The sequence below is a fragment of the Chelativorans sp. M5D2P16 genome, from assembly GCF_034427935.1.
Taxonomy (GTDB): Bacteria; Pseudomonadota; Alphaproteobacteria; order Rhizobiales; family Rhizobiaceae; genus Chelativorans.
Window position 1 is genome coordinate 182,441 of sequence record NZ_JAXQNM010000042.1, and the last position, 19,105, is coordinate 201,545.

Here is a 19,105-nt window from a genome sequence, read left to right on the forward strand (position 1 = left end):
CCTCGCTCGCCGTAGCCTGTTCGACGCGTTATGTTCCTAGACTTCCGCCCCGGTCCTCTGCACCGGCCAGGTGTTCATGCATTCCAGCGTGTGCTCGAACGATCGGATCCCCGCGTCGGAGCCCAGCCCGCTCGCCACGAGCCCGGCGGCGGCCTGCGCGAAGCGCACGGCATCCTCCGGGTTCATCTCGTGCTTCAGCGCGGTGATGAACCCGGCATCGAAGGCGTCGCCACAGCCCGTCGTATCGACCACCTCGATCCGGTAGGCGGGCATGGTGAAGCGTGTCCCATCGGCATGGGCGTAAAACGCCCCCTCGCCGCCCAGGGTGAAGACACAGCAGGTCGCCCCCTTGTCGAGGAAGTGGTCGGCGGCCTCCGGGGCGCTCTTGCGCCCGGACATCACCATCGCCTCCTCGATGGAAGGCATGAAATAGTCGATGTGCGGCAGCAGCGGCTCGACGATCGCCGCCGTCCCGGCATCGGCCGCGATGAGGTCGAAGGTGACGGTACGCCCGCGCTTCTTGGCTTCCTGCAGGAGCACGCGGCTCGGCTCGCCGTCGAGCCGGCGCAGGAGCCCCGTGCCGCCCAGATGCACGATCGGCGCCCCCAGGGCGAGATCGTAGGCGTCAGCCGGCACGTCGAAATGGTCCGACGCGCCGCGGGCGTGCAGCGCCGGCCGTTCTCCATTGGCGCGCACGTTCAGGATCGTCGCCGAGGTCGGCACGCCTTCAAGCCGCTGCATTGCGGAGACATCGATGCCGTGCCCGCGCATCGTCGCCAGCATCCAGTCCGCCTTCTCGTCGTCGCCCACCGCCCCGACCGCCAGGCAGCCGAGGCCGAGCTTGGCACAATCCACCACCGTCCCGCCGGCCGTGCCGGCGACCGTCAGCCGGATCTCGTCGATGAATTCGACATTCCCGCCTTCGGGAATCGCGTTTACCGGACGGCCGAGAACGTCGAGGATGTACAACCCCACAACCGATACATCATGCGCCATCGACCGTGCTCCTCCCCTCAGCGCTTTCCTTCATCGCGGCCCCGACCCGCGTACCGTTCGCGAAGACGCTCGTCCACTCGGGATCGGCCGAAACGTAAACCGCGTCGCCCGGCCGCACGCCGTCGAGGCCGTCGACCTTGGCCTTGATCTCGAAATCCTCGAGCGCAATGCGGATGATCGAGCGCCCGGCGATGCCGACATTCATGTCCTTCAGCCTGCCTGCCACCGCGCCCGGCCGCGGGCGCGCCGAAACGCGCACATGTTCTGGCCGTACGCCGATCTTGATCTCGGCCGCATCATCCAGCGGACGTTCGGGGGTGTAGACGCCGCCGCCCAGCGCGCTGGTCACCCCGTCCCCATCCCGTCGCGCCGGCACGAAGTTCATGCCGGGATTGCCGAGGAACCAGCCGGCGAACTCCGTCTCGGGCACCGCGTAAAGATGCTGCGGCGTGTCGTACTGGATGATCCGCCCGTCGCGCATCAGCGCCACGTGATCGGCCAGCGTCATGGCCTCGGTCTGGTCGTGGGTGACGTAGATGATCGTCTGCTTCAGGCGGCTCGTGACCAGCTTGAAGGCACGGATCAGGGCAAGCTTGGCCTGCACCTCGACATTGGTGGTCGGCTCGTCGAACAGCACGATATCCGAGCGCCGCGCCACGGCGCGGCCGACGGCGACCTTCTGCCGGCTGCCCGCATCCAGCTCGCCGATGAAGGCGCCCCTGCGGTCGCGCATGTCGAGGACGTCGAGCACCTCGTCGATCCGCCGCCGGCGTTCCGCGGCATCAATGCTGCGGTCCTGGTTGAGCGGCAGCGCGATGTTCTCCTCGACCGAGAGCGTCGGGTACATAACCGGATACTGGAAAACCATGCCGACGCTGCGCTTGCGCGGGGGCAGGCCGCCCATGTCCTTGTCGCCGAAGAGGATGCGCCCCGAAGTGAGCGTCTCCAGCCCGACGATCATGCGCATCAAGGTGGTCTTGCCGCAGCCTGAGGGCCCGAGCAGGCAGGTAACGGCGCCGTCCTCGAAGGTGGTGCTCAGGGAATCGACGGCAGTGAAGTCGCCGAACTTCTTGGTGACGTTGTCGATGACGACCTTAACCATGGGCCACGGCCTCCTTATGCGGCTGAGCGCGCCCGATCCGCTCACCGGTGGCGGCGTCGAAGATCATGATGCGCTCCGGGTCGATCGCGATCCTGACCTCGGCGTCGATCTCCGGCAGCGCGGCATGGGCGGAAGGGAAGGCCGCCGTCATCGGCATGCCCTCGCTTTCGAGATAGACGACGATCTCGGATCCCAGATGCTCGACGATGCGGACGCTGGCCTTGGCGCCCATCTCTCCCGCGCCGTCGAGCCGCACATCCTCGGGGCGCAAGCCGAACCGCACCGTTCCGTCGGGCACATCCGGAGGGAGCGCAAAGCGCAGTCCGCCGGTCTCGACGACCCCGTCGCGCGCGGTGCCATTCCAGACATTGGCCTTGGGAAAACCGATCAGCTCAACGCTGCGCGCGAAGCGCGGTTCGCGATAGAGATCGAGGACGTCATCCTTCTCCACCACGCGGCCGTCGTCGATCACCACCAGGTCCTGCGCCATGGTGAGCGCCTCGAGCGAATCCGCCGTGGCGTAGAAGAAGGTCGCCTGCAGCTCCTCGCAGAGATGCTTCAAGTCGTCCATCAGCCGTTCGCGCAGCTTGTAGTCGAGGCCGACCAGCGGATCGTCGAGCACGAAGACGGAGGCGTTGGTGAGCAGGCCGCGGGCAACGGCGACGCGCTGCTTCTCACCGCCCGAGAGCTGGTCCGGCGTCTTCTTCATGAGATGCCCGATCGACAGCATGGCCGCCGACCGCTCGACACGCTTGGCCACCTCGGCGGAAGGCGCACGCGCAAGGCGCAGCGGATAGGCGATGTTCTCGAACACTGTCATGTGCGGGTAGAGCGCGAAGCTCTGCGGCACGTAGCCGAAATTGCGCCCCCCCGGCGGCAGATCGGTGATGTCCACCCCGTCGGCCAGGATGCGTCCGCCGTCCGCCTTCTCCAGCCCGACCAGCAGGCGGAACAGCGTCGACTTCCCGCTCTTGGGCGGACCGCAAAGCACCGTGAACCGTCCGGGTTCGACGGTGAGCGACAGATCGTCCACGGCCTTGTCCCGGCCGAAGGTCTTGGTCACGGATTGAAACTCGACCGCCGGCATTTAACGCCCCAATTGTGCGAGAAAGGGCACCAGGAAGATGCCGAGACAGAACAAGGCGACGATCACCGCCAGGATGATCAGCGTGCGAACGGCCGTGCCGGCAAAGCCCAGATGCTTCGGCACGTTGCCCACGGCGATCTGCAGGAAGGTCGCGGCCACCAATACGACGAGGCCGAAGCGGTAGACGTCGATCGACCAGCGCTGCGCCACCAGCGCGATGCCGCCGAGCATGGTGAAGATCAGCACCATCTCGGCACGTTCGGCGAAAGGCACTTTCTGCATCGTCTAGACCTCCCCGCGCACGGTACCGAAGGTCATGCCGACCAGCAGATACTTCTGGAACAGGTAGATGAAGACCACCGGCGGGATGATGTAGATCGAGGTCAGCGAGGCGATGAAGGTCCAGTTCAACCCGCCGTCCGAATAGGTGCCGACCGCCAGCGCGTAGGGAATGTTCTGGGTCGACACGCCGCCGATGATAAAGTTGAACAGATACTCGTTCCACACGAAGATCAGGTTGAAGATGAAGGCGGCGATCAGCCCCGGCTTCACCTGCGGCAGAACCACCTTGAAGATGATGTGGAACCAGGAGCCGCCATAGACACGGCCCGTCTCGTCGAAGCGCTGCGACACCCCGTCCAGGAAGCCCTTGAGGATCCACACCGAGAAGGGGATCGAGAACATGGCGTAGAACAGCGTCAGCGCGATGTGGTTGTCCTTCCAGCCGAAGGCCACATACATCAGGAATACCGGCAGGATGACCGCCGGCCCCGGCAGCATGCGGATCGACAGGAGCAGGAACATCAGGAAGTCCGTCGCCTTGGGTTTGAAGCGCGAGAAGCAGAAGGCGGCGAGGAACGAGACGAACACCGCGATCACCACCGCCGCCAGCGACATCAGCAGCGAATTGCCAAGCTGCAACCAGAAGGAGCGCGTGTTGGTGAACAGGTCCACATAGTTCGCCAGCGTCGGCGAGAAGATCAGCTTGGGCGGCGTCGCCAGCATGTCGGTGCGCGACTTGAAGGACGACAGGATGATCCAGGCGACCGGCGAGAAGAAGATCAGCGCGACCAGCCAGAGAGCGGCGTAATAGGCGCGGCTTTTCCAGGCGGTGGTCATGGTCAGGTCCTCCTCCTGCGGCGCGACAGCACGTAGATGAAGATCGAGGTCATGGCGATGGAGATGAGCAGAAGCAGCACCGAATAGGCCGACGACCATCCCATGTTGAAGCTCTCGAAGCTCTGCTTGTTGAGTTCGACGGCGACGAGCCGCGTGGTCTGGCCGGGCCCACCCTTGGTCATCGGGATGACGAGGTCCAGCGTCTTGAAGGAATCGATGGTACGCAGCAGGATGCCCAGCATCAGGATGAACTTGCCGTGATGCCAGACGACCAGCGTCAGGCGCTTGCGCCAGGGCAGCCGGTCGATCTCCGCCGCCTCCAGCTCCGCCTTCGGCACGGAACCGAGCGCGGCCAGCGTCATCAGCGTCATGAACGGCGTCCACATCCAGCAGTCAACCGCGAGCACCGCCCAGAAGGCGATGTCGGGATCGCCCAAAAAGTCGATCGGCCCGGTGCCGAACGTGCCCTGCGCCATGGCGTTCAAGACGCCAAAGGTCGGGTCGTAGATGAAGCGGAAGAAAGTGCCCGTGGCGATCGGCGTCAGCACCATCGGCGTGAAGAGAAGCGTCAGCGCCACGCGCCGGCCGGGCATGTCTTTCGACCCCCAGAAGAGAAAGCCGAGCAGCACGCCGAGCGTCGTCTGGATCGCCACGCCGACACCGACGAAGACGAAGGTGCGGTGCAGGTCGGACCAGATGTTGTTCTTGTTGTAGTAGATGTCCACGAAGTTGCGGAAGCCGACGAACTCCGGCGGCATGCCGCTGATCAGCGAGAACTTGTGGAACGACAGGCCGAGCAACCACAGCACGGGAATCGTGTTGAAGACCAGGAAGAAGGTCAACACGGGCACCAGCAACGCGACGGTCAGGAACCGTCTGTCGTCGAAGACGCGCAGGAATGACGCTTTGGACATGAGCAGACCAGTAAACGAAACCATGGGCCCGCCCCCGGCATGGCCGGGAGCGGAGCGGAATGCCGAGATACCTACAGCGAGGTGCTCGCGCAGGCGTCCGAAGGCCGTTCGGAGGCCGTGCCGGCGTCGTAAAGGATCTGTTGCTGCTGGCAGGCGATATAGTCCAGCGCCTGCTTCGCCGAAGCCGTCGTTCCGGTCATGTAGGAGGTGAAGCCCTCCTGCTGCACGGCGAGCATCTCCGAATAGCGCGGATGGTGCCAGAAATCGCGGGAGCGGCCGGGCTCGAGCATGTATTTATACGCCCGGTTCCACGGATTGATGTTGTCGAACTCGGGGTTCGACAGCGTCGCCTTGTCCGTCGGATTGCCGCCGCGCTTGGCGAATTCCAGCGTCGTCTCCGGCAGGTACCACCAGTTGAGGAAGTCGATGGCGACCCGCATCTTGGTGTCGTCGTTGAAGGCGTTCAGCACCCAGGGCTGGCCGCCCATGGTGTACACACGCTTGGCCTCTTCCCCCTTGCCGTGCTTGGGCGGCGGCACGACGAGCACGTTGTCGCGGTTTTCTTCCGTGATCATGGCAAGGCCGACGGCGGCCCACTGGAAGGCCGAGAAGACCTTGCCCTGGGTGAACACGTCGATGATCTCGGCGATGCCGTAGTTCAGCGCGCCCGACGGCTGGTACTTGAGGAAACCCTTGTACTGCTCCATCGCCGTGGCGTTGAGGTCTGAGTTGAGAATGCCCTCGACCTGCCCCGTCTCCGGATCCCAGACCTCGCCGCCCTGACTCCACATGAAGGGATAGAGGTAGCAGGTCACGAAATCGTAGACGCGGCTGTATTGCGAGGCGGTCCCCCACAGCTGCTGATCGGGGCGGGTAAAGAAGTCGGCGATCTTCTCGAACTCCTCCATGGTGAGGTCTTCGAAGTCCTCGAAGGTCTGCGGCAGGGGCTGTCCGTATTTCTCCTGGAAGGCCGTCCGCTCGTCCTCGTTCTCCAGCAGGTCCTTGCGCACGAAGAGCGCGATGGTGTCGCCCTCCTGCGGCAGGCCCCAGCGGTTGTTGGAGCCGTCGGGATAGACCATGTAGGTGTCGACGACGGTCTGCGAGTACCAGTCGATCTGCAGGTTCGGATTGTTGGCGATGACGTCGTCGAGCTGCAGGATCCAGCCGGGCTGTGCCAGAGCCCCGAGCCACTGGCTGTCGGAAATGATGATGTTGTATTCCTGGCTGCGCGTGGCGAGCGAGGTCGCCGCCTTCTGGAAGAGGTCCGCAAACGGCGCCTCGGCGAAGCCGAAGCTCACGTCGTAGCCATACTTTTCCTTGGCATATTCGGCAAAGAGCGGCGACATGTCGACGCCGAGCGAGGACGGCAGCCAGCCGGCGATGCCGAGAATGTTCATCTCGATCGACTGCCCGGCGAGCGGATGCTCCTCCTGGGCGCGAAGCCTGTTGATGAAGGGGGCGGAAACGGCGCCCGAAAGCCCCAGCGCGGCGCTGCCCTTCAGAAAGGTGCGGCGCGGAACGATGAGACGGCGCCCGGAACGGTTGTTTTGCTCTGTCACTGAAACTCCTCCCTGCGAAACGGCGGTCATGACCGCCATATGGTGTCCTCTTAGACGCGCGCGGCTCCTACCCACCGGCGCTTACGGTCCTCAGACCGTGACTCGACAATATTCAACTGTTGTTCGACAAATGTCAATTCCGCAAAGATGACGGTCTTCTTGGGCCGCTTCATCTTGGGTGTACGATGGCTCTAGGCGGGCGCCCGGCCCACCAGCCGGAAGTCGAAATCGTAGGGCGCATCCTTCAGCACGGCATCGACGATGCTGCGCGCCAGCGGCAGATCGGCCTCGGAATGGCTGCGGATCCAGCGGCCAAGCGCGCGGGCGGTGTCGATCCCCTCCACCGTCTCACCGGCGAGCTCGGTCTTCATCACCTGCGAGACCCGCAACCCGCGGCCGAGAGCGTGGCCGAGGCGGCTGTTGCGTCCGCCGCCGACCGTCACGTGCAAATCGCCGAGCCCGGCCAGATCGAACACCGTTTCGGGCCGGCCGCCGATCTCGCCGGCGATGAGCCGCATCTCGCGGATCGCCTGGTTGAAGGCGGCTGCCGTCGGGTTCTTGGTCTGGCTGCCGCCCCGGTCGGCGTAGCGCGTCTGCATCGCGCTGACGCCGATCGCGTAGAAGTTCTTCAGAGCGGCACAGGCCTCGACCCCCGTCACGTCCTCGCTGACGTCGAGGCGGTAGTAGCTGGTACGCATCAGCCGGGCCAGCGTCTCCGCGCGCGCCGTATCCGGGCAGGCGTAAACACATGCGGTCGGCCTGCGGTTGGCCAGCTCGCGGGCGATGCAGGGCCCGCCGATACCGATAAACAGGTCGGGCCGAAGGGCCTCGACGGCTTCTGGCGCCGTCTGGGCATAGGTCCTTATCCCCGCGCGGCCGGCCACAAGCCCCTTGGTCACGAAGGCCACGGGGACCGGTTTGCCGATCAGCGCGTCGAGCTGGGCACAAACCCATTCGATGCCGGGACTGCTGACGCCAACGATGAGAAGGTCGGCTTCATCCCCGTGGCGCGTGTCCAATTCGTCGATGTCGAGCGGCTCAACGTTTGCCGGCAAAGGACCATCCAGTTTCGGGTGCACGCCGCCCGGCTTTTTGAGCGTGGCGATGATCTCACTGTCGAGCGGCGTGCCGACGAGACGCACCGAATGCCCGTTGTCGGCGGCCGGAACCGATATCGCGGACCCCATGACGCCGGCGCCGATGATGAGGATGTTCGCCATCGTCCTAGAGCCGCTTTCCCGTTGCCGCGTCGAAGACATGAATTTTCGCCGGATCGACGCCGAAACGCACCGTCTCTCCCTTTTCGATGACCGGGCGGCCGGAGACGACCGCCCGCAGATCCTCGCCGCCCAGATGAAGATGCAGCAGGGTTTCCGGCCCCGTGTTCTCCGACAGCACCATCTCGGCGCCATGCGGTGCGCCGGGCGCCACCGCGACATCGCCCGGCCGGATGCCGCATGTCACCTCCATGCCTTCCTCGACGGCGGCATCGGCGGGCAGCGTGAACTGCACGCCGCCCAGCTCGATCGCCGCCTGCCCGTCCGCCATCGCGACCCTGCCGCTGAGAAAATTCATCGGCGGCGAACCGATGAAGTCGGCGACGAAGAGCGAGGCCGGGCGGTCGTATACCTCCGGCGGCGTGCCGCGCTGTTCGATCACCCCGCCATGCATGACGACGATGTGGTCGGCCATGGTCATGGCCTCGATCTGGTCATGGGTGACGTAGACTGTGGTCGTGTCCAGCCGGTCGTGAATGCGCCGGATTTCATAGCGCATCTGGCCGCGCAGCTTGGCGTCGAGGTTCGACAGCGGCTCGTCGAACAGGAAGACGGCGGGATCGCGCACCAGCGCCCGGCCCATGGCGACACGCTGGCGCTGGCCGCCTGAAAGTGCCTTCGGATAGCGGTCGAGAAATTCACTGAGACCGAGGAGATCGGCGGCCCACTTCACCTTTTCGTCGATCTCCGCCTTGGGAGTCCTGTTGACCTGCAGGCTGAAGGCGATGTTGTCGTACACCTTCATGGTCGGATAGAGCGCGTAGTTCTGGAAGACCATGGCGATGTCGCGGTCGCGTGGATGCACCTCGTTCACGCGGTTTCCGCCGATGCGTATTTCGCCGTCGGTGATCGTCTCCAGCCCCGCCGTCATGCGCAGAAGCGTCGTCTTCCCGCAGCCCGACGGCCCCAGAAGCACCACGAAGCTACGGTCCTCCACGACGAGGTCGATGTCGCTCATCACCTCGACAGAGCCGTAGCGCTTGCCGATGCCGTCATATTCCACACGTGCCATTCACTTACCCCTTGGCTCTGGCGCTCACTCGCAGGTGGCGGCGAATTCTTCGAGCTGTCCGCTGTCGCCGGCCACGTCCAGCATGGAGAAGCGGTCGCGGATGTAGCGTGAATAGCGCACGGCATCGCGGTAGAATTCCGGCTCGAGCCCGAGATCGCGTCCGGTGAGCTGGCAGCCGGCGGTGCGCATGGCGTCGCGAAGCTGCGCGGTCGGGCGCATGACGGCGCGCAGGCGGCCGGCGATCTCCGCCCATTCCTTCTCCAGCCGGGCATTCAACGCCGCCGCTGTCTTTTCGTCCAGCGCCTTGCGGGCGGTCTGCTCGATCATAGTCTCAGCCGTCTGGTCGCCGAAGCGCCGGCGCAGCTCGGCCTCCGGGATGACGGTCGGGCGCAGTTCCGGCGGCCGGTCGGCGCCAAGTATGCGGTTCTGAAGCGCCGACATGGTCAGCGTCGCCACGCCCACCTGCTCGCCATGCGAGGTGCCGGGATGTGCTGCGCCGGCGAACATGTCGATGTAATGGGAGATCATATGCTCGGCCATGGAGCCGACATGGGTGGTGCCGGTAAACGAGGTACCGAGCCCCATGATAGCGGAGACGCGCGTGAGCTTGGCAAGCGCATCGAAATCGCCCGACATGATGCCGGCCGCCTCGGCGATCATGTCGTCCTCGTCGACGGCGAGCAACACATAGGCCGTCTCGGAATAGGGGGTGTCGAACAGGATGTGCGACATCAGCCAGTCCACCTGGGCGGTGGTGCGGCAGATCACGTCGGCGAAGGCAGCGGAGACGAGCCGGCGCGGACAGCCGGCCAACACCTGCAGATCGAAGAACACGCCGCGCGCCGAATGGCAGGTGATCGACTTCTTGAAGCCGTCATAGGCGATCGAGGCGGTAGGCGTCGTATAGGCGTTCATCGGCGAGGTGGCGAAGACCGAATATTCCCGGCCGGTGGTGAAGCTGCCGTATTTCACGCTGTCGCTGATCGTTCCGGAGCCGATGGCGATCAGTGCCTCCGCGTCCTCTGTCGCCGCCATCAATTCGTCGATGCCCTCGGGCGTGCAGCGCGGGTTCTCCCAGACATGCTCGCGCACGTTAAAACGGCCGGAAAGCGCCCGGAAGACCCGCTCTCCGAGCGCGGCACGCGTCCGCTCGTCGCTGACGACGATCAGCGACTTGCCGCCATGCGCCTCCGCCACCAGATCGGCTTCCATGCCGTCGAGCGTTTCCTCGATGGCGATCGTCTCGATCGGAATGCCGTGCGTCTTGCCCGTCGTAGGGTCGCGCCAGGTGCCGGCGACGAGTTCGCGGATGATGCCCAGATAGTCGCGTGTCATGAGGTCTCCCCGGCCGCGAAGTCCACGAGCCGCTGATTGATGGAGGCGTTGGCCGCGTAGAGGTCACGGTAGATATCGAGCAGGGCCCGATAGCGCGGACGCTTCGCGTGATCGGGCGCGAAGACCTGCGTCCGGCCGGCCATGCCGTCGGCCGCATCGCAGATCGTCGTATACCAGCCGGCGCCGGCCGCCGCGATCATGCCGGCACCCAGCGCCGAGGCCTCCACCGTGTCGCTGACATGAACCGGCTTGCCGGAGGCGTCCGCCAGCATCTGCCGCCACAATTTGCTGTTGGCGCCGCCGCCGATCGCCAGGTAGTGGTCGGCCGTCTGGCCACTCGCCGCCTCCGAAGCCTCCGTGCCCATCACCAGGTCGAGCGTGATCCCCTCGATGATGGCGCGGTGGATGTGCACCGGCTTGTGCCCGGTGCCGAGCCCGACGATGACGCCGCGCGCCTTGGTGTCCCAATAGGGATCCATGACGCCGGACCAGTAGGGCTGCACCATCACGCCGCCGCTGCCGATGGGCAGCTTCAGCGCCTCCTCCTCCAGCTCCGCAAAGAGGTCGGCGCTCGTGCTGCGGCCGGCGACGAACTGCTTGACGAACCAGTCGACCAGATAGGAGCCGGAGCGCAGGCAGTTCTCCAGGATATAGCCCTCGCCATGGGCGGCGATCTCGGTGCGCCAGGCGGGATCGTAGCGGTAGGTGTCGGTCCAGATGCCGGAGACGACCGCCGTGCCGAGATTGACATAGGCGCGGTTGGGGCGCGTGCAGCCCGTGCCGAGGCCGGCGCACTGCCCGTCGCCGCCGCCGGCGAAGACCGGCAACCCGGCGGGCAGGCCGGTCTCCCGTGCCGCCGCCTCCGTCACCCGGCCGAGCTCGGCCCCCGGCGCGTGGGCCTCTGGCAGGCGGCCGGCGGCAATACCGATGGCGTCGAGAAGCGCCGGAGACCAGCGCTTCTCGACCAGGTCGAACATGCCGCTGGGGTCGGCGCTCGACCAGCTCGTACGGAACCACCCCCCGCAGAACTGCCGCACGAGGTAAGCCTGCACATCGGCGAAGCAGGCGGTTCGCGCGAAGGCTTCCGGCCTGTTGCGGCGCAGCCAGATGACGCGGTAGAAGCTTGGTGTGACGTCCGGCGGCCGGCCGCTGATGCGGTGGATCTCCTCCGCCCCGAAGCTGCGGCTGAACTCGTCCACCTCCCCGCGCGTGCGTCCGTCGAGCCACAGGATGGCGGGGTGCGTCGCCTCCCCTTGTGCATCGAAGAAGCCCATGGTCTCGCGCTGGTTGGAGACGGCAAGCCCCTCGAGGCGCGCCGCATCCACCTGATCGAGCAGCGCCTTCAGCGCCGTGACGGTCGCCCGCCACCAGTCCCGCGGGTCCTGCTCGAAGCAGTCGAGCCCTTCTTGGCTGATGGGAATCGGCGCGCGGCCCTCGCCCGCCGCGCTGCCGTCCGGGCGCCAGGCGATGGCCTTGACGCTCTGGGTCGAGGAATCGAGCCCGATAACCAGTCTTTCGTCCGTCGCCATGGCCATCAGTATTCCTGGCGCGTCGGCGTGACGACCATTTCCTGGATAAGGACGTTCTGCGGCATCTGGTAGGCGAACAGGACCATGTCGGCCACGTGATCGGCCCCGATGCCGCCGCCGATGCGCGCCTTGTTGTCCTTGTAGTTCTTCAGCGTCGTTTGGTCGGTGACGTGGTGGAGCACCTCGGTCTCGATGATCCCCGGCGAGATCACCACCACCCGCACGTCATAGGGCGCGAGATAGCCGCGGATCGATTCGGAGACCGCGTGGACGAAGAACTTGGTGCCGCAATAGACCGTGTGGTCGGGATAGACCTTGCGCCCGGCGATCGAGCTCATCATGACGATCGTCCCGCGGCGCCGCTCCTTCATTCCGGCCATCACCGGATGCAGCGCGTTCATCACGCCCTTGGTGTTGATGTCGATCGTCTCGTCCCACTCCTGCGGGTCCTGGCCGCCGATATCGGCCAGCCGGGCAATGCCCGCATTGTTGAAGAGGCAGTCGGTGGGCCCGTATTTCTCTTCGGCCTCGGCGACCGCCGCCGCGATCGCTTCGCGGTCGCGCACGTCGACCTTGCGGCACATCGTGTCGGGCAGGCCCAGCGCCTCCATGCGCTCGACCCGGCGCGCCATCAGCAGAAGCGGGTGGCCGGCCTTGGAGAACGCCCGCGCCGCCGCTTCGCCTATCCCTGAACTCGCGCCGGTGATCACGACCAGTGGCTTGTCCATTTCTGACCCTCAAAAAAATTGCGTTTGCAGCGGTCGGCGCGGCGCCGGGAGTAAGCGCCGCGCCGCGCGTCGCGGTTGACTGGACGTCATCCGCTGGTGATCGCGTCGACCTTTTCCTTGATGGCGTCCATCGCCGCCTGCGGATCGTCATACTCGCCGGCCCAGAAGCGGCCGAGCTCGACGGGGATGACGTCGTTGGAGATTTCCGCCCACTCGGGCAGGTCCGGCTCGGAGCCCATATGGTTGGCGATGGTCTCGCGCACGGCATCGAGGTGCCGCGTCGTGCCGGCAATCCCCGGCTTGGCGTTCTCCTTCACGCGCGGGTCGTCATAGACGGAGGAGCGCGTCGGCCCGGTGCCGCCGCCGAGCGTGGTGATGTAGACCTGCGTCTCCTTCGACGTCGCCCACTGGGCGAAGATCCAGGCCGCATCCGGGCTCTTGGCATATTTCGACACCGCCAGCGAGGAGCCACCCTGATGGCCGACGCCGGGAATCTCGTTGAAGCCGCACTCCTCCGGCGTCCTGAGCGACGTCGCCGACGGCGGCACCGTCGCCTCCATCAGGCCGGAGACCTGCGAGTTCGCCGGATCGTCCCAGGAGGGGAAGAACTCGCCCCAGGAAAGAACGGTCGCGGCGAGGCCCTGGCCGACCGACTGGCCCTGCCCGTCCCACGTCCAGCCGTCCACGCCGGGCGGCATGTTTTCCTTCAGCTTCTGCCAGTACTCCATCGCCGCCATGCCGCGCTCGTCATTGCCGACGAACTTGCCGTCCGGGCTGAAGATCGAACCGCCATGGCCCCAGAGCCAGGCCGTCCAGTCGCATTCGAGGCTGTAGTGACCGGAACGCATCTGCCCGGTCGTGCCGTAGATCTCCGGCCCCTTGGCCTCCTGGATCGCCTGGGCGTTCGACAGGAACTCCTCCATGGTCGTGGCAGGGTTCAGGCCCAGCTCCTCGAAGATGTCGCGGCGGTACATCTGGATGAAGATCGGGATGTCGTAGGGCACGCCCACCATGATCCCGTCATACATGGAGATGCCGTCCACCAGCGCCGGCAGGAAGTCGTCGAAATCGTATCCCGGCATGGCGAGCTCGCCGGAAGATTCGTAGCGCTCGCGCGGGTCCACCACATCGCCCGAGAAGGAGGCCATCCAGCTCTGGTCGATATAGTAGAGGTCATAGGTGCCGAGCCCGGAGGCGACGTCCAGGGTCAGCTTCTGCAGCACCTGTTCCAGCGGCAGCACCTCGATCTCGACATTGATGCCCGTCGCCTCCTCGAAGAAGGGCTTCAGCGCCGAGTTGATGGCGTTGGAGGGCGGCGTCGATTCGGTCGCCAGGCGGATGGTCTGGCCGGCGAACGGCTTGCCGACTTCCGTAAGCCAGTTCCTCATGTCCTGCGACCAGTCGATCCCCTGAGCGGCCGCCGGCGATATGAAGCCGCCGCGGGCGCCGAAGGGAAGTTGCGCCGCCAGGCCAAGCGCGCCGGCGCCCAGTCCCAGCTTGGCCGCACTGCGCAGGAACGCACGCCGGTCCATGCCGCCGCGCGCATAGCGGTCGGCGATCGACGCCAGGAAAAGCTTTCTGTCACTCGGTCTCATATATTCCTCCCGGTTTCGCCCCTCAGGGCATTCCTCTGTTTCACCGCGCCTCCACGCGGCGATTGCCGTCCGGGCCTCACTGTTTCAGCGAACCGAGCGTGAGACCCCGAACAAGGTTCTTCTGGACCAAGAGAATGAAGATGAAGGCTGGGATTATGGCCGCCGTGCCGAGGGCCGCCATGTTGCCCCAGGCCGTTCCCGTCGAGGTGACGAAGGTCGACGAGACGACGGGGACCGTCTTCAGCGAGGTCTGCGTCAGCGTCAGCACGAAGAGGAACTCGGTCCAGGAGAAGATGAAGCAAAGCACCGCCGTGGCGGCGACGCCGCCGAGCGCCATCGGCAGCACGATGCGGCGGAAGATGGTGAAGCGCGAGGCACCGTCGATGAGCGCCGCCTCGTCGATTTCCACGGGGATGTCGTCGAAGAAGCTCTTCATGAGCAGGACGGCCAGCGGCATGTTCATCAGCGTGTGCACGAGAATGATGCCGGTATAGGTGTCGAGCAGGCCGACGCCCTTGTAGATGAAGAACATGGGGATGGCGATCGCCACCGGCGGCATCATGCGGGTCGACAGGATCCAGAACACGAAATGGTGCTGGCCGCGAAAGCGCAGGCGCGAAAGCGCATAGGAGGCGAGCGCCGCGATCACGACGGTGAGCGCCGTCGAGCCGACCGCGACGACGATCGAATCCCACAGTCGCGGCAGCATGTAGAAATCACCCCCGCCCGGAAGCACCTCCAGCCCGCGTTCGATCCCGAAGGAGATGCCGAACACCGCCTCGAAGGACTGCATGGTCGGTTCGAAATTGAAGAGTTTCGGCGGAACGGTGAAGATGTCGCGATCCGGTTTGAAGGCGACGGTGATCCAGTAATAGATCGGAAAGGCGAACAGGGCCATCGCCGTGATGGCGGCGATGTAACGGACGATCCGCTGCATGAGGGACGGAGCCATCGCTACCACCGCAGCCTGGTCGAGATGACGAAGAGGTTCGCCACGACGAGAATAATGAACAGGGAGAAAAGACTGATCGTCGCGCCGTAACCCCACTTGATGAAGCTGAAGGTCTGCTGCCAGGCATAAAGCGACAGCGTGTAGGTGGCGGTGCCCGGCCCGCCCGAGGTCATCACATAGACATAGTCGAACATGCGGAAGAGATCGATGCCGCGGATGAGCACGGCGATGGCGATCACCTTGCCCATCATGGGAAGCGTCAGGCGGGTGAACATCTGCCAGCTGCTGGCGCCGTCGATCATCGCGGATTCGAAGGGATCACGCGGAAGCGAGCGCAGGCCGGCCACGAAGATCAGCACCATGAAGGGCGTCCATTGCCAGATGTCGGCCAGGATGACGCCCCATATCGCAAGCTGCGGCGAGGCGAGGATCGTCTGGTTGGACGCGAACAGACCGATAACCCGGAGCGCGTAGGGCACCATGCCGAACTGCGCGTCCTCCATGAGAAGGAACATCATGGCGGTGATCGCCGGCGGAATGACCAGCGTCAGCGTCAGCACGCCACGGATGAAGGCATAGCCCGGCTCGTCGGAATCGATCAGGAGCGCGATGCCCATCCCCAGCACGAGTTGTATGGCGAGGCACACCGCGGTGTAGAAGAGCGTCACCCACAGCGCGTTCCACAGGCGCGGATCGTTGAAAAGGATCTGCCAGTTTTCCCAGCCCACCGGCTCGATGCCGCGCGAGCGCGGCACGAACTCGTGAAAGCTGAGCCAAATATTGTAGAAAAAGGGATAGACGGCGAGCACCAGCAGAATCGCAAGGAGCGGCAGGAGCCAGGGCAGCGGATGATCGGAGATCATCACGCGCGACGTACGCAGCAGACCGCTGCTCATGCCGGGCTCTCCCATTCCACCCTCTCCGCCGTCATCCCGGCCAAGGGAGCGCAAGCGACCGCGCACCGGGGTCCATTCCGGAACGACTTGTGCCGGGCACCCTTGTTGCGGAATGGATCCCGGACAAGCCTGCGGCTTTCCGGGATGTCGGGATGGAAAACCAACCGCGTCATCCCGGCCAAGCGGCGCAGCCGCGCCGAGCCGGGACCCATTGAGCAGCGCGGCCGATCTCCGCAGAAAGAACCGCCAATTCGGAAATGCAGCCGCGACGACCAGGACCGGGCCGTGCTCCATGATCTTCCGGCCAACAGGCCCCGGACAAGCCTTCGGCTTTCCGGAGTGACGGCGTCGTTGCCGTTAGCCTTTCCACGGGCGGTCGGCCTATGGCCGGCGCCTGCGAAACCGCCGACATTCACCACACCGGCACGGGGATATGTCGCTCGCAGCAAGGCGGGCAATTCTCTCTCCTCCCGACAAGACCGCGGAAAAAACGCCGCGGTTCTATTGTGGAAGAAAACGTGACATAATATTTGTTCGGTCGCAAGAACATTTGTATTGGGAGTTTCGATGGAGGAGAGATCCAAGCGGCGCGAAGCCGGTGAAACGGCTCGGAAACGGGAGCCGCCTCAGCAGCGGGAAATGGTCGAAGGGCTTTCTGACGACTGGCCTGAGCAGCTCGCCGTGCGCACCGCGTGGTGCTACTACGCGCTCAACATGACACAGCAGGAAGTCGCCGCCCGGCTGGGGATCACCCGTGTGCGCGTCATCCGGCTTTTGGGCGAGGCGCGGCGGCGCGGCGTCGTCAAGATCTCCATCGAATCCAAACTCGCCGACAACGTCGAGCTCGAGCACCGGTTGATGGAGCGTTTCGGCCTCGATTTCGCCGAGGTCGTGCTCGGCATGACCGACGACGAGACCGAGCTTGCGGAGATCCTGGGCGCGGCCGCCTCGGCGGGGATCTCCCGGCAGCTTCAAGACGGTGTGACGCTCGGCGTCGGCTGGGGCGTCACGCTCAAGGCGTTCGCCGAGGCGCTGCCGGAACGGCCGCTCAAGAACGCCGCGGTGGTCTCGCTCTTGGGCTCACTGACCCGCCGCTCCTCGATCGCCACCTTCGAGGCAACGACCACCATCTCGGCCCGCCTTCATGCCGAGTGCTTCTACGTGCCGGGCCCGATCCTCTGCGACAGTCGTGAAAGCCGCGACACGCTGATGGCGCAGCCGATGATGCAGGACGTGCTCGACCGCGCCCGCTCCTCGGACATGGCTGTCGTCAGCGTCGGCGGGCTGGACAGCGGTACCATCCGCCGCACACGCTTCGTCAGCGAGCGCGATTTCGCCGACGTGCGCGAGGCGGGCGCCGTGGGCAACTTCCTCGGCTACTACATCGACGAGAACGCCCAGGTGATCGATCACCGGGTGAACGACCGGGTGATCGGACTGCGGCCCGAGTTTCTCACCGCCATCCCGCGGCGCATCATGATTTCCGGAGGCAGGCAGAAGGTGGCGGCGCTCGCTGCCATCCTGAAGAAGGGCCTGCTCACGGGGATCGTGACCGACCAGCAGACCGCGCACGCTCTGCTTGAACACCACTGAAAGGACAACCGAATGAAAGACGCCGAATACGCCCTGCGCAAGGAAATCGTCGCGACCTGCATCGCCATGGACCGGAGCGGCATCAACCAGGGCACCTCGGGCAATATATCCGTGCGCTGGGAGGACGGGCTTTTGATCACGCCGTCGGGACTTGCCTACGAGACCATGGCGCCGGAGGACATCATCTTCCTTTCCATGGACGGCACGCCGCACGGCCCGCACAAGCCCTCGAGCGAGTGGCGCTTCCACCGCGACATCCTGAAGGCGCGCACGGACTTCAACGCGGTCGTCCACGCCCATCCCAACCACTCTACGGCGATCGCCATCACCGGGCAGGGCATCCCGGCCGTGCACTACATGATCGCCGCCACCGGCGGCCCCACCATACGCTGCGCACCCTATGCCACCTTCGGCACGGATGAACTGTCGAAGAACGCGCTCGCCGCGCTGGAAGGACGGCTCGCCTGCCTGCTCGCCAACCACGGCGCCATCGCCTGCGGCCCGAATCTGCGCAAGGCATTCTGGCTGATGAGCGAGATCGAGGTGCTGGCGCGCCAGTACATCCTGGCCCGGCAGGCCGGAGAGCCGGTCGTGCTCGACGACGCCGAGATCGCCCGCGTGGTCGAGAAGTTCAAGAGCTACGGGCCGAAGGCGAAGGCCTCCGAGGCCTGAGCCGGCGCGCGCAGCCTTCCTCCAACGCCGATTAGGCTCTCGATATCGTGCCGGCCGCCACCTCTGGCGGCCGGACCTGCGTTTGCGCGCTCAAAAACAGATGAGGCAGCGTGGCCGCGATAACGCAGGCCGCAAAACAAAGAATGCCTGCCTGCTACACCCTCGATCGGAAAAACGGTATTCCTCGGATTCGAACAAGAGTCAGGAAAACCCTTACTGTTCTGCGAAATGAACTCCTGCCGGGGCGGCAAGCATTACAGTAGAATTGCACATGGACAGGGGCGAAACAGTAGGACGGAGAAAAATGATGTCCAAGTTGATCCATGCGCTTACCCTTTCGACCGCGATCGCGCTGATGGGAGCAGTTGCCGCACCCGTCACCTTCGATGTCGCCAAAGCCGATGAAGGTGGCTCCGGTGGCGAAGGTGGCTCCGGTGGCGAAGGCGGCTCCGGTGGCGAAGGCGGCTCCGGTGGCGAAGGCGGCTCCGGTGGCGAAGGCGGCAACGGTGGCGAAGGCGGCAACGGTGGCGAAGGCGGCAACGGTGGCGAAGGCGGCAACGGCGGCAAGGGCCCCCAGGGCAACAATGGCCGAGGGAATGGCGGCGGTGACGGTGTACCCGGAAAGTCCGGCTTCAGCGATGTTGACCGCTGAGAAGTAGGCAAATCGGAAGCCGACGCCTCACCGGCGGCGGCTTCCAACGTGCTCGCAAGGCTGTTTCATTCCAGTCCGCTGAACGAG

The 19,105-nt window shown here is 65.2% G+C and carries 18 protein-coding genes; 3 read left to right on the forward strand and 15 right to left on the reverse strand.

Annotation, left to right across the window (positions count from 1 at the left end; translation table 11 throughout):
- Nucleotides 1-36: 36 nt before the first annotated feature.
- The 15 genes from SIN08_RS23085 to SIN08_RS23155 all read right to left on the reverse strand — a co-directional run bounded on the left by SIN08_RS23085 (nt 37) and on the right by SIN08_RS23155 (nt 16,101).
- Entirely contained in the window at nt 37-996 is a 960-nt protein-coding gene (locus tag SIN08_RS23085) for a sugar kinase (protein WP_322453969.1), read from the reverse strand.
- Nucleotides 986-2,098, reverse strand: a complete 1,113-nt coding sequence (locus SIN08_RS23090; protein ID WP_322453970.1) for an ABC transporter ATP-binding protein — start codon at nt 2,096-2,098, stop codon at nt 986-988. Before SIN08_RS23090 ends, SIN08_RS23085 begins: the two co-directional genes overlap by 11 nt.
- Nucleotides 2,091-3,161, reverse strand: a complete 1,071-nt coding sequence (locus tag SIN08_RS23095) for an ABC transporter ATP-binding protein (protein WP_322453971.1) — start codon at nt 3,159-3,161, stop codon at nt 2,091-2,093. Before SIN08_RS23095 ends, SIN08_RS23090 begins: the two co-directional genes overlap by 8 nt.
- A 24-nt stretch (nt 3,162-3,185) precedes the next feature.
- The gene (locus SIN08_RS23100; RefSeq protein WP_322453972.1) at nt 3,186-3,467 is read right to left on the reverse strand and encodes a hypothetical protein; all 282 of its coding nucleotides are present in this window, start codon (nt 3,465-3,467) and stop codon (nt 3,186-3,188) included.
- A 3-nt stretch (nt 3,468-3,470) separates the two neighbouring features.
- Nucleotides 3,471-4,304, reverse strand: a complete 834-nt coding sequence (locus SIN08_RS23105) for a carbohydrate ABC transporter permease (RefSeq protein WP_322453973.1) — start codon at nt 4,302-4,304, stop codon at nt 3,471-3,473.
- A gap of 2 nt (nt 4,305-4,306) precedes the next feature.
- Nucleotides 4,307-5,242 carry a sugar ABC transporter permease gene (locus SIN08_RS23110; protein ID WP_322453974.1) on the reverse strand — a complete coding sequence of 312 codons (936 nt, stop codon included), beginning with the start codon at nt 5,240-5,242 and terminating at the stop codon, nt 4,307-4,309.
- Nucleotides 5,243-5,289: 47 nt separating this feature from the next.
- On the reverse strand, nt 5,290-6,777 hold the full coding sequence (locus SIN08_RS23115) for an extracellular solute-binding protein (protein ID WP_322453975.1): 1,488 nt from the start codon (nt 6,775-6,777) through the stop codon (nt 5,290-5,292).
- Between the two features lie 191 nt (nt 6,778-6,968).
- Entirely contained in the window at nt 6,969-7,997 is a 1,029-nt protein-coding gene (locus tag SIN08_RS23120; protein ID WP_322453976.1) for an NAD(P)H-dependent glycerol-3-phosphate dehydrogenase, read from the reverse strand.
- A 4-nt stretch (nt 7,998-8,001) separates the two neighbouring features.
- On the reverse strand, nt 8,002-9,066 hold the full coding sequence (locus tag SIN08_RS23125) for a sn-glycerol-3-phosphate ABC transporter ATP-binding protein UgpC (RefSeq protein ID WP_322453977.1): 1,065 nt from the start codon (nt 9,064-9,066) through the stop codon (nt 8,002-8,004).
- Nucleotides 9,067-9,090: 24 nt separating this feature from the next.
- Nucleotides 9,091-10,401: an iron-containing alcohol dehydrogenase gene (locus tag SIN08_RS23130; RefSeq protein ID WP_322453978.1), complete on the reverse strand. Its 1,311-nt coding sequence runs from the start codon at nt 10,399-10,401 to the stop codon at nt 9,091-9,093.
- A complete protein-coding gene (locus SIN08_RS23135; protein WP_322453979.1) occupies nt 10,398-11,936 on the reverse strand; it encodes a xylulokinase in 1,539 nt (512 codons plus the stop codon). The genes SIN08_RS23130 and SIN08_RS23135 overlap by 4 nt, the downstream gene beginning before the upstream one ends.
- Nucleotides 11,936-12,658 (reverse strand): SDR family oxidoreductase, encoded by a 723-nt coding sequence (locus tag SIN08_RS23140; protein WP_322453980.1) that lies wholly within the window; start codon nt 12,656-12,658, stop codon nt 11,936-11,938. The genes SIN08_RS23135 and SIN08_RS23140 overlap by 1 nt, the downstream gene beginning before the upstream one ends.
- Before the next feature lie 86 nt (nt 12,659-12,744).
- Nucleotides 12,745-14,253 (reverse strand): ABC transporter substrate-binding protein, encoded by a 1,509-nt coding sequence (locus SIN08_RS23145; RefSeq protein ID WP_322453981.1) that lies wholly within the window; start codon nt 14,251-14,253, stop codon nt 12,745-12,747.
- 76 nt (nt 14,254-14,329) lie between these two features.
- Entirely contained in the window at nt 14,330-15,190 is an 861-nt protein-coding gene (locus SIN08_RS23150) for a carbohydrate ABC transporter permease (protein ID WP_322454067.1), read from the reverse strand.
- 17 nt (nt 15,191-15,207) lie between these two features.
- Nucleotides 15,208-16,101 carry a sugar ABC transporter permease gene (locus SIN08_RS23155; RefSeq protein ID WP_322453982.1) on the reverse strand — a complete coding sequence of 298 codons (894 nt, stop codon included), beginning with the start codon at nt 16,099-16,101 and terminating at the stop codon, nt 15,208-15,210.
- Nucleotides 16,102-16,668: 567 nt separating this feature from the next.
- On the opposite strand from SIN08_RS23155, the gene SIN08_RS23160 reads away from it, so the two are divergent.
- The 3 genes from SIN08_RS23160 to SIN08_RS23170 all read left to right on the forward strand — a co-directional run bounded on the left by SIN08_RS23160 (nt 16,669) and on the right by SIN08_RS23170 (nt 19,018).
- On the forward strand, nt 16,669-17,694 hold the full coding sequence (locus tag SIN08_RS23160; protein WP_322453983.1) for a sugar-binding transcriptional regulator: 1,026 nt from the start codon (nt 16,669-16,671) through the stop codon (nt 17,692-17,694).
- Between the two features lie 12 nt (nt 17,695-17,706).
- Complete coding sequence (locus SIN08_RS23165; protein WP_322453984.1) at nt 17,707-18,366, forward strand: class II aldolase/adducin family protein; 660 nt, start codon at nt 17,707-17,709, stop codon at nt 18,364-18,366.
- A 307-nt stretch (nt 18,367-18,673) separates the two neighbouring features.
- Entirely contained in the window at nt 18,674-19,018 is a 345-nt protein-coding gene (locus SIN08_RS23170; RefSeq protein WP_322453985.1) for a hypothetical protein, read from the forward strand.
- The last annotated feature ends 87 nt before the right edge of the window (nt 19,019-19,105 follow it).

What these genes read in the sequence shown, in the direction of transcription:
- SIN08_RS23085 (WP_322453969.1), bottom strand. Translation starts at nt 996, where the DNA reads ATGGCGCATGATGTATCGGTTGTGGGGTTGTACATCCTCGACGTTCTC.
- SIN08_RS23090 (WP_322453970.1), bottom strand. Translation starts at nt 2,098, where the DNA reads ATGGTTAAGGTCGTCATCGACAACGTCACCAAGAAGTTCGGCGACTTC.
- SIN08_RS23100 (WP_322453972.1), bottom strand. Translation starts at nt 3,467, where the DNA reads ATGCAGAAAGTGCCTTTCGCCGAACGTGCCGAGATGGTGCTGATCTTC.
- SIN08_RS23105 (WP_322453973.1), bottom strand. Translation starts at nt 4,304, where the DNA reads ATGACCACCGCCTGGAAAAGCCGCGCCTATTACGCCGCTCTCTGGCTG.
- SIN08_RS23110 (WP_322453974.1), bottom strand. Translation starts at nt 5,242, where the DNA reads ATGGTTTCGTTTACTGGTCTGCTCATGTCCAAAGCGTCATTCCTGCGC.
- SIN08_RS23120 (WP_322453976.1), bottom strand. Translation starts at nt 7,997, where the DNA reads ATGGCGAACATCCTCATCATCGGCGCCGGCGTCATGGGGTCCGCGATA.
- SIN08_RS23125 (WP_322453977.1), bottom strand. Translation starts at nt 9,066, where the DNA reads ATGGCACGTGTGGAATATGACGGCATCGGCAAGCGCTACGGCTCTGTC.
- SIN08_RS23130 (WP_322453978.1), bottom strand. Translation starts at nt 10,401, where the DNA reads ATGACACGCGACTATCTGGGCATCATCCGCGAACTCGTCGCCGGCACC.
- SIN08_RS23135 (WP_322453979.1), bottom strand. Translation starts at nt 11,936, where the DNA reads ATGGCCATGGCGACGGACGAAAGACTGGTTATCGGGCTCGATTCCTCG.
- SIN08_RS23140 (WP_322453980.1), bottom strand. Translation starts at nt 12,658, where the DNA reads ATGGACAAGCCACTGGTCGTGATCACCGGCGCGAGTTCAGGGATAGGC.
- SIN08_RS23145 (WP_322453981.1), bottom strand. Translation starts at nt 14,253, where the DNA reads ATGAGACCGAGTGACAGAAAGCTTTTCCTGGCGTCGATCGCCGACCGC.
- SIN08_RS23150 (WP_322454067.1), bottom strand. Translation starts at nt 15,190, where the DNA reads ATGCAGCGGATCGTCCGTTACATCGCCGCCATCACGGCGATGGCCCTG.
- SIN08_RS23155 (WP_322453982.1), bottom strand. Translation starts at nt 16,101, where the DNA reads ATGAGCAGCGGTCTGCTGCGTACGTCGCGCGTGATGATCTCCGATCAT.
- SIN08_RS23160 (WP_322453983.1), top strand. Translation starts at nt 16,669, where the DNA reads ATGGAGGAGAGATCCAAGCGGCGCGAAGCCGGTGAAACGGCTCGGAAA.
- SIN08_RS23165 (WP_322453984.1), top strand. Translation starts at nt 17,707, where the DNA reads ATGAAAGACGCCGAATACGCCCTGCGCAAGGAAATCGTCGCGACCTGC.
- SIN08_RS23170 (WP_322453985.1), top strand. Translation starts at nt 18,674, where the DNA reads ATGTCCAAGTTGATCCATGCGCTTACCCTTTCGACCGCGATCGCGCTG.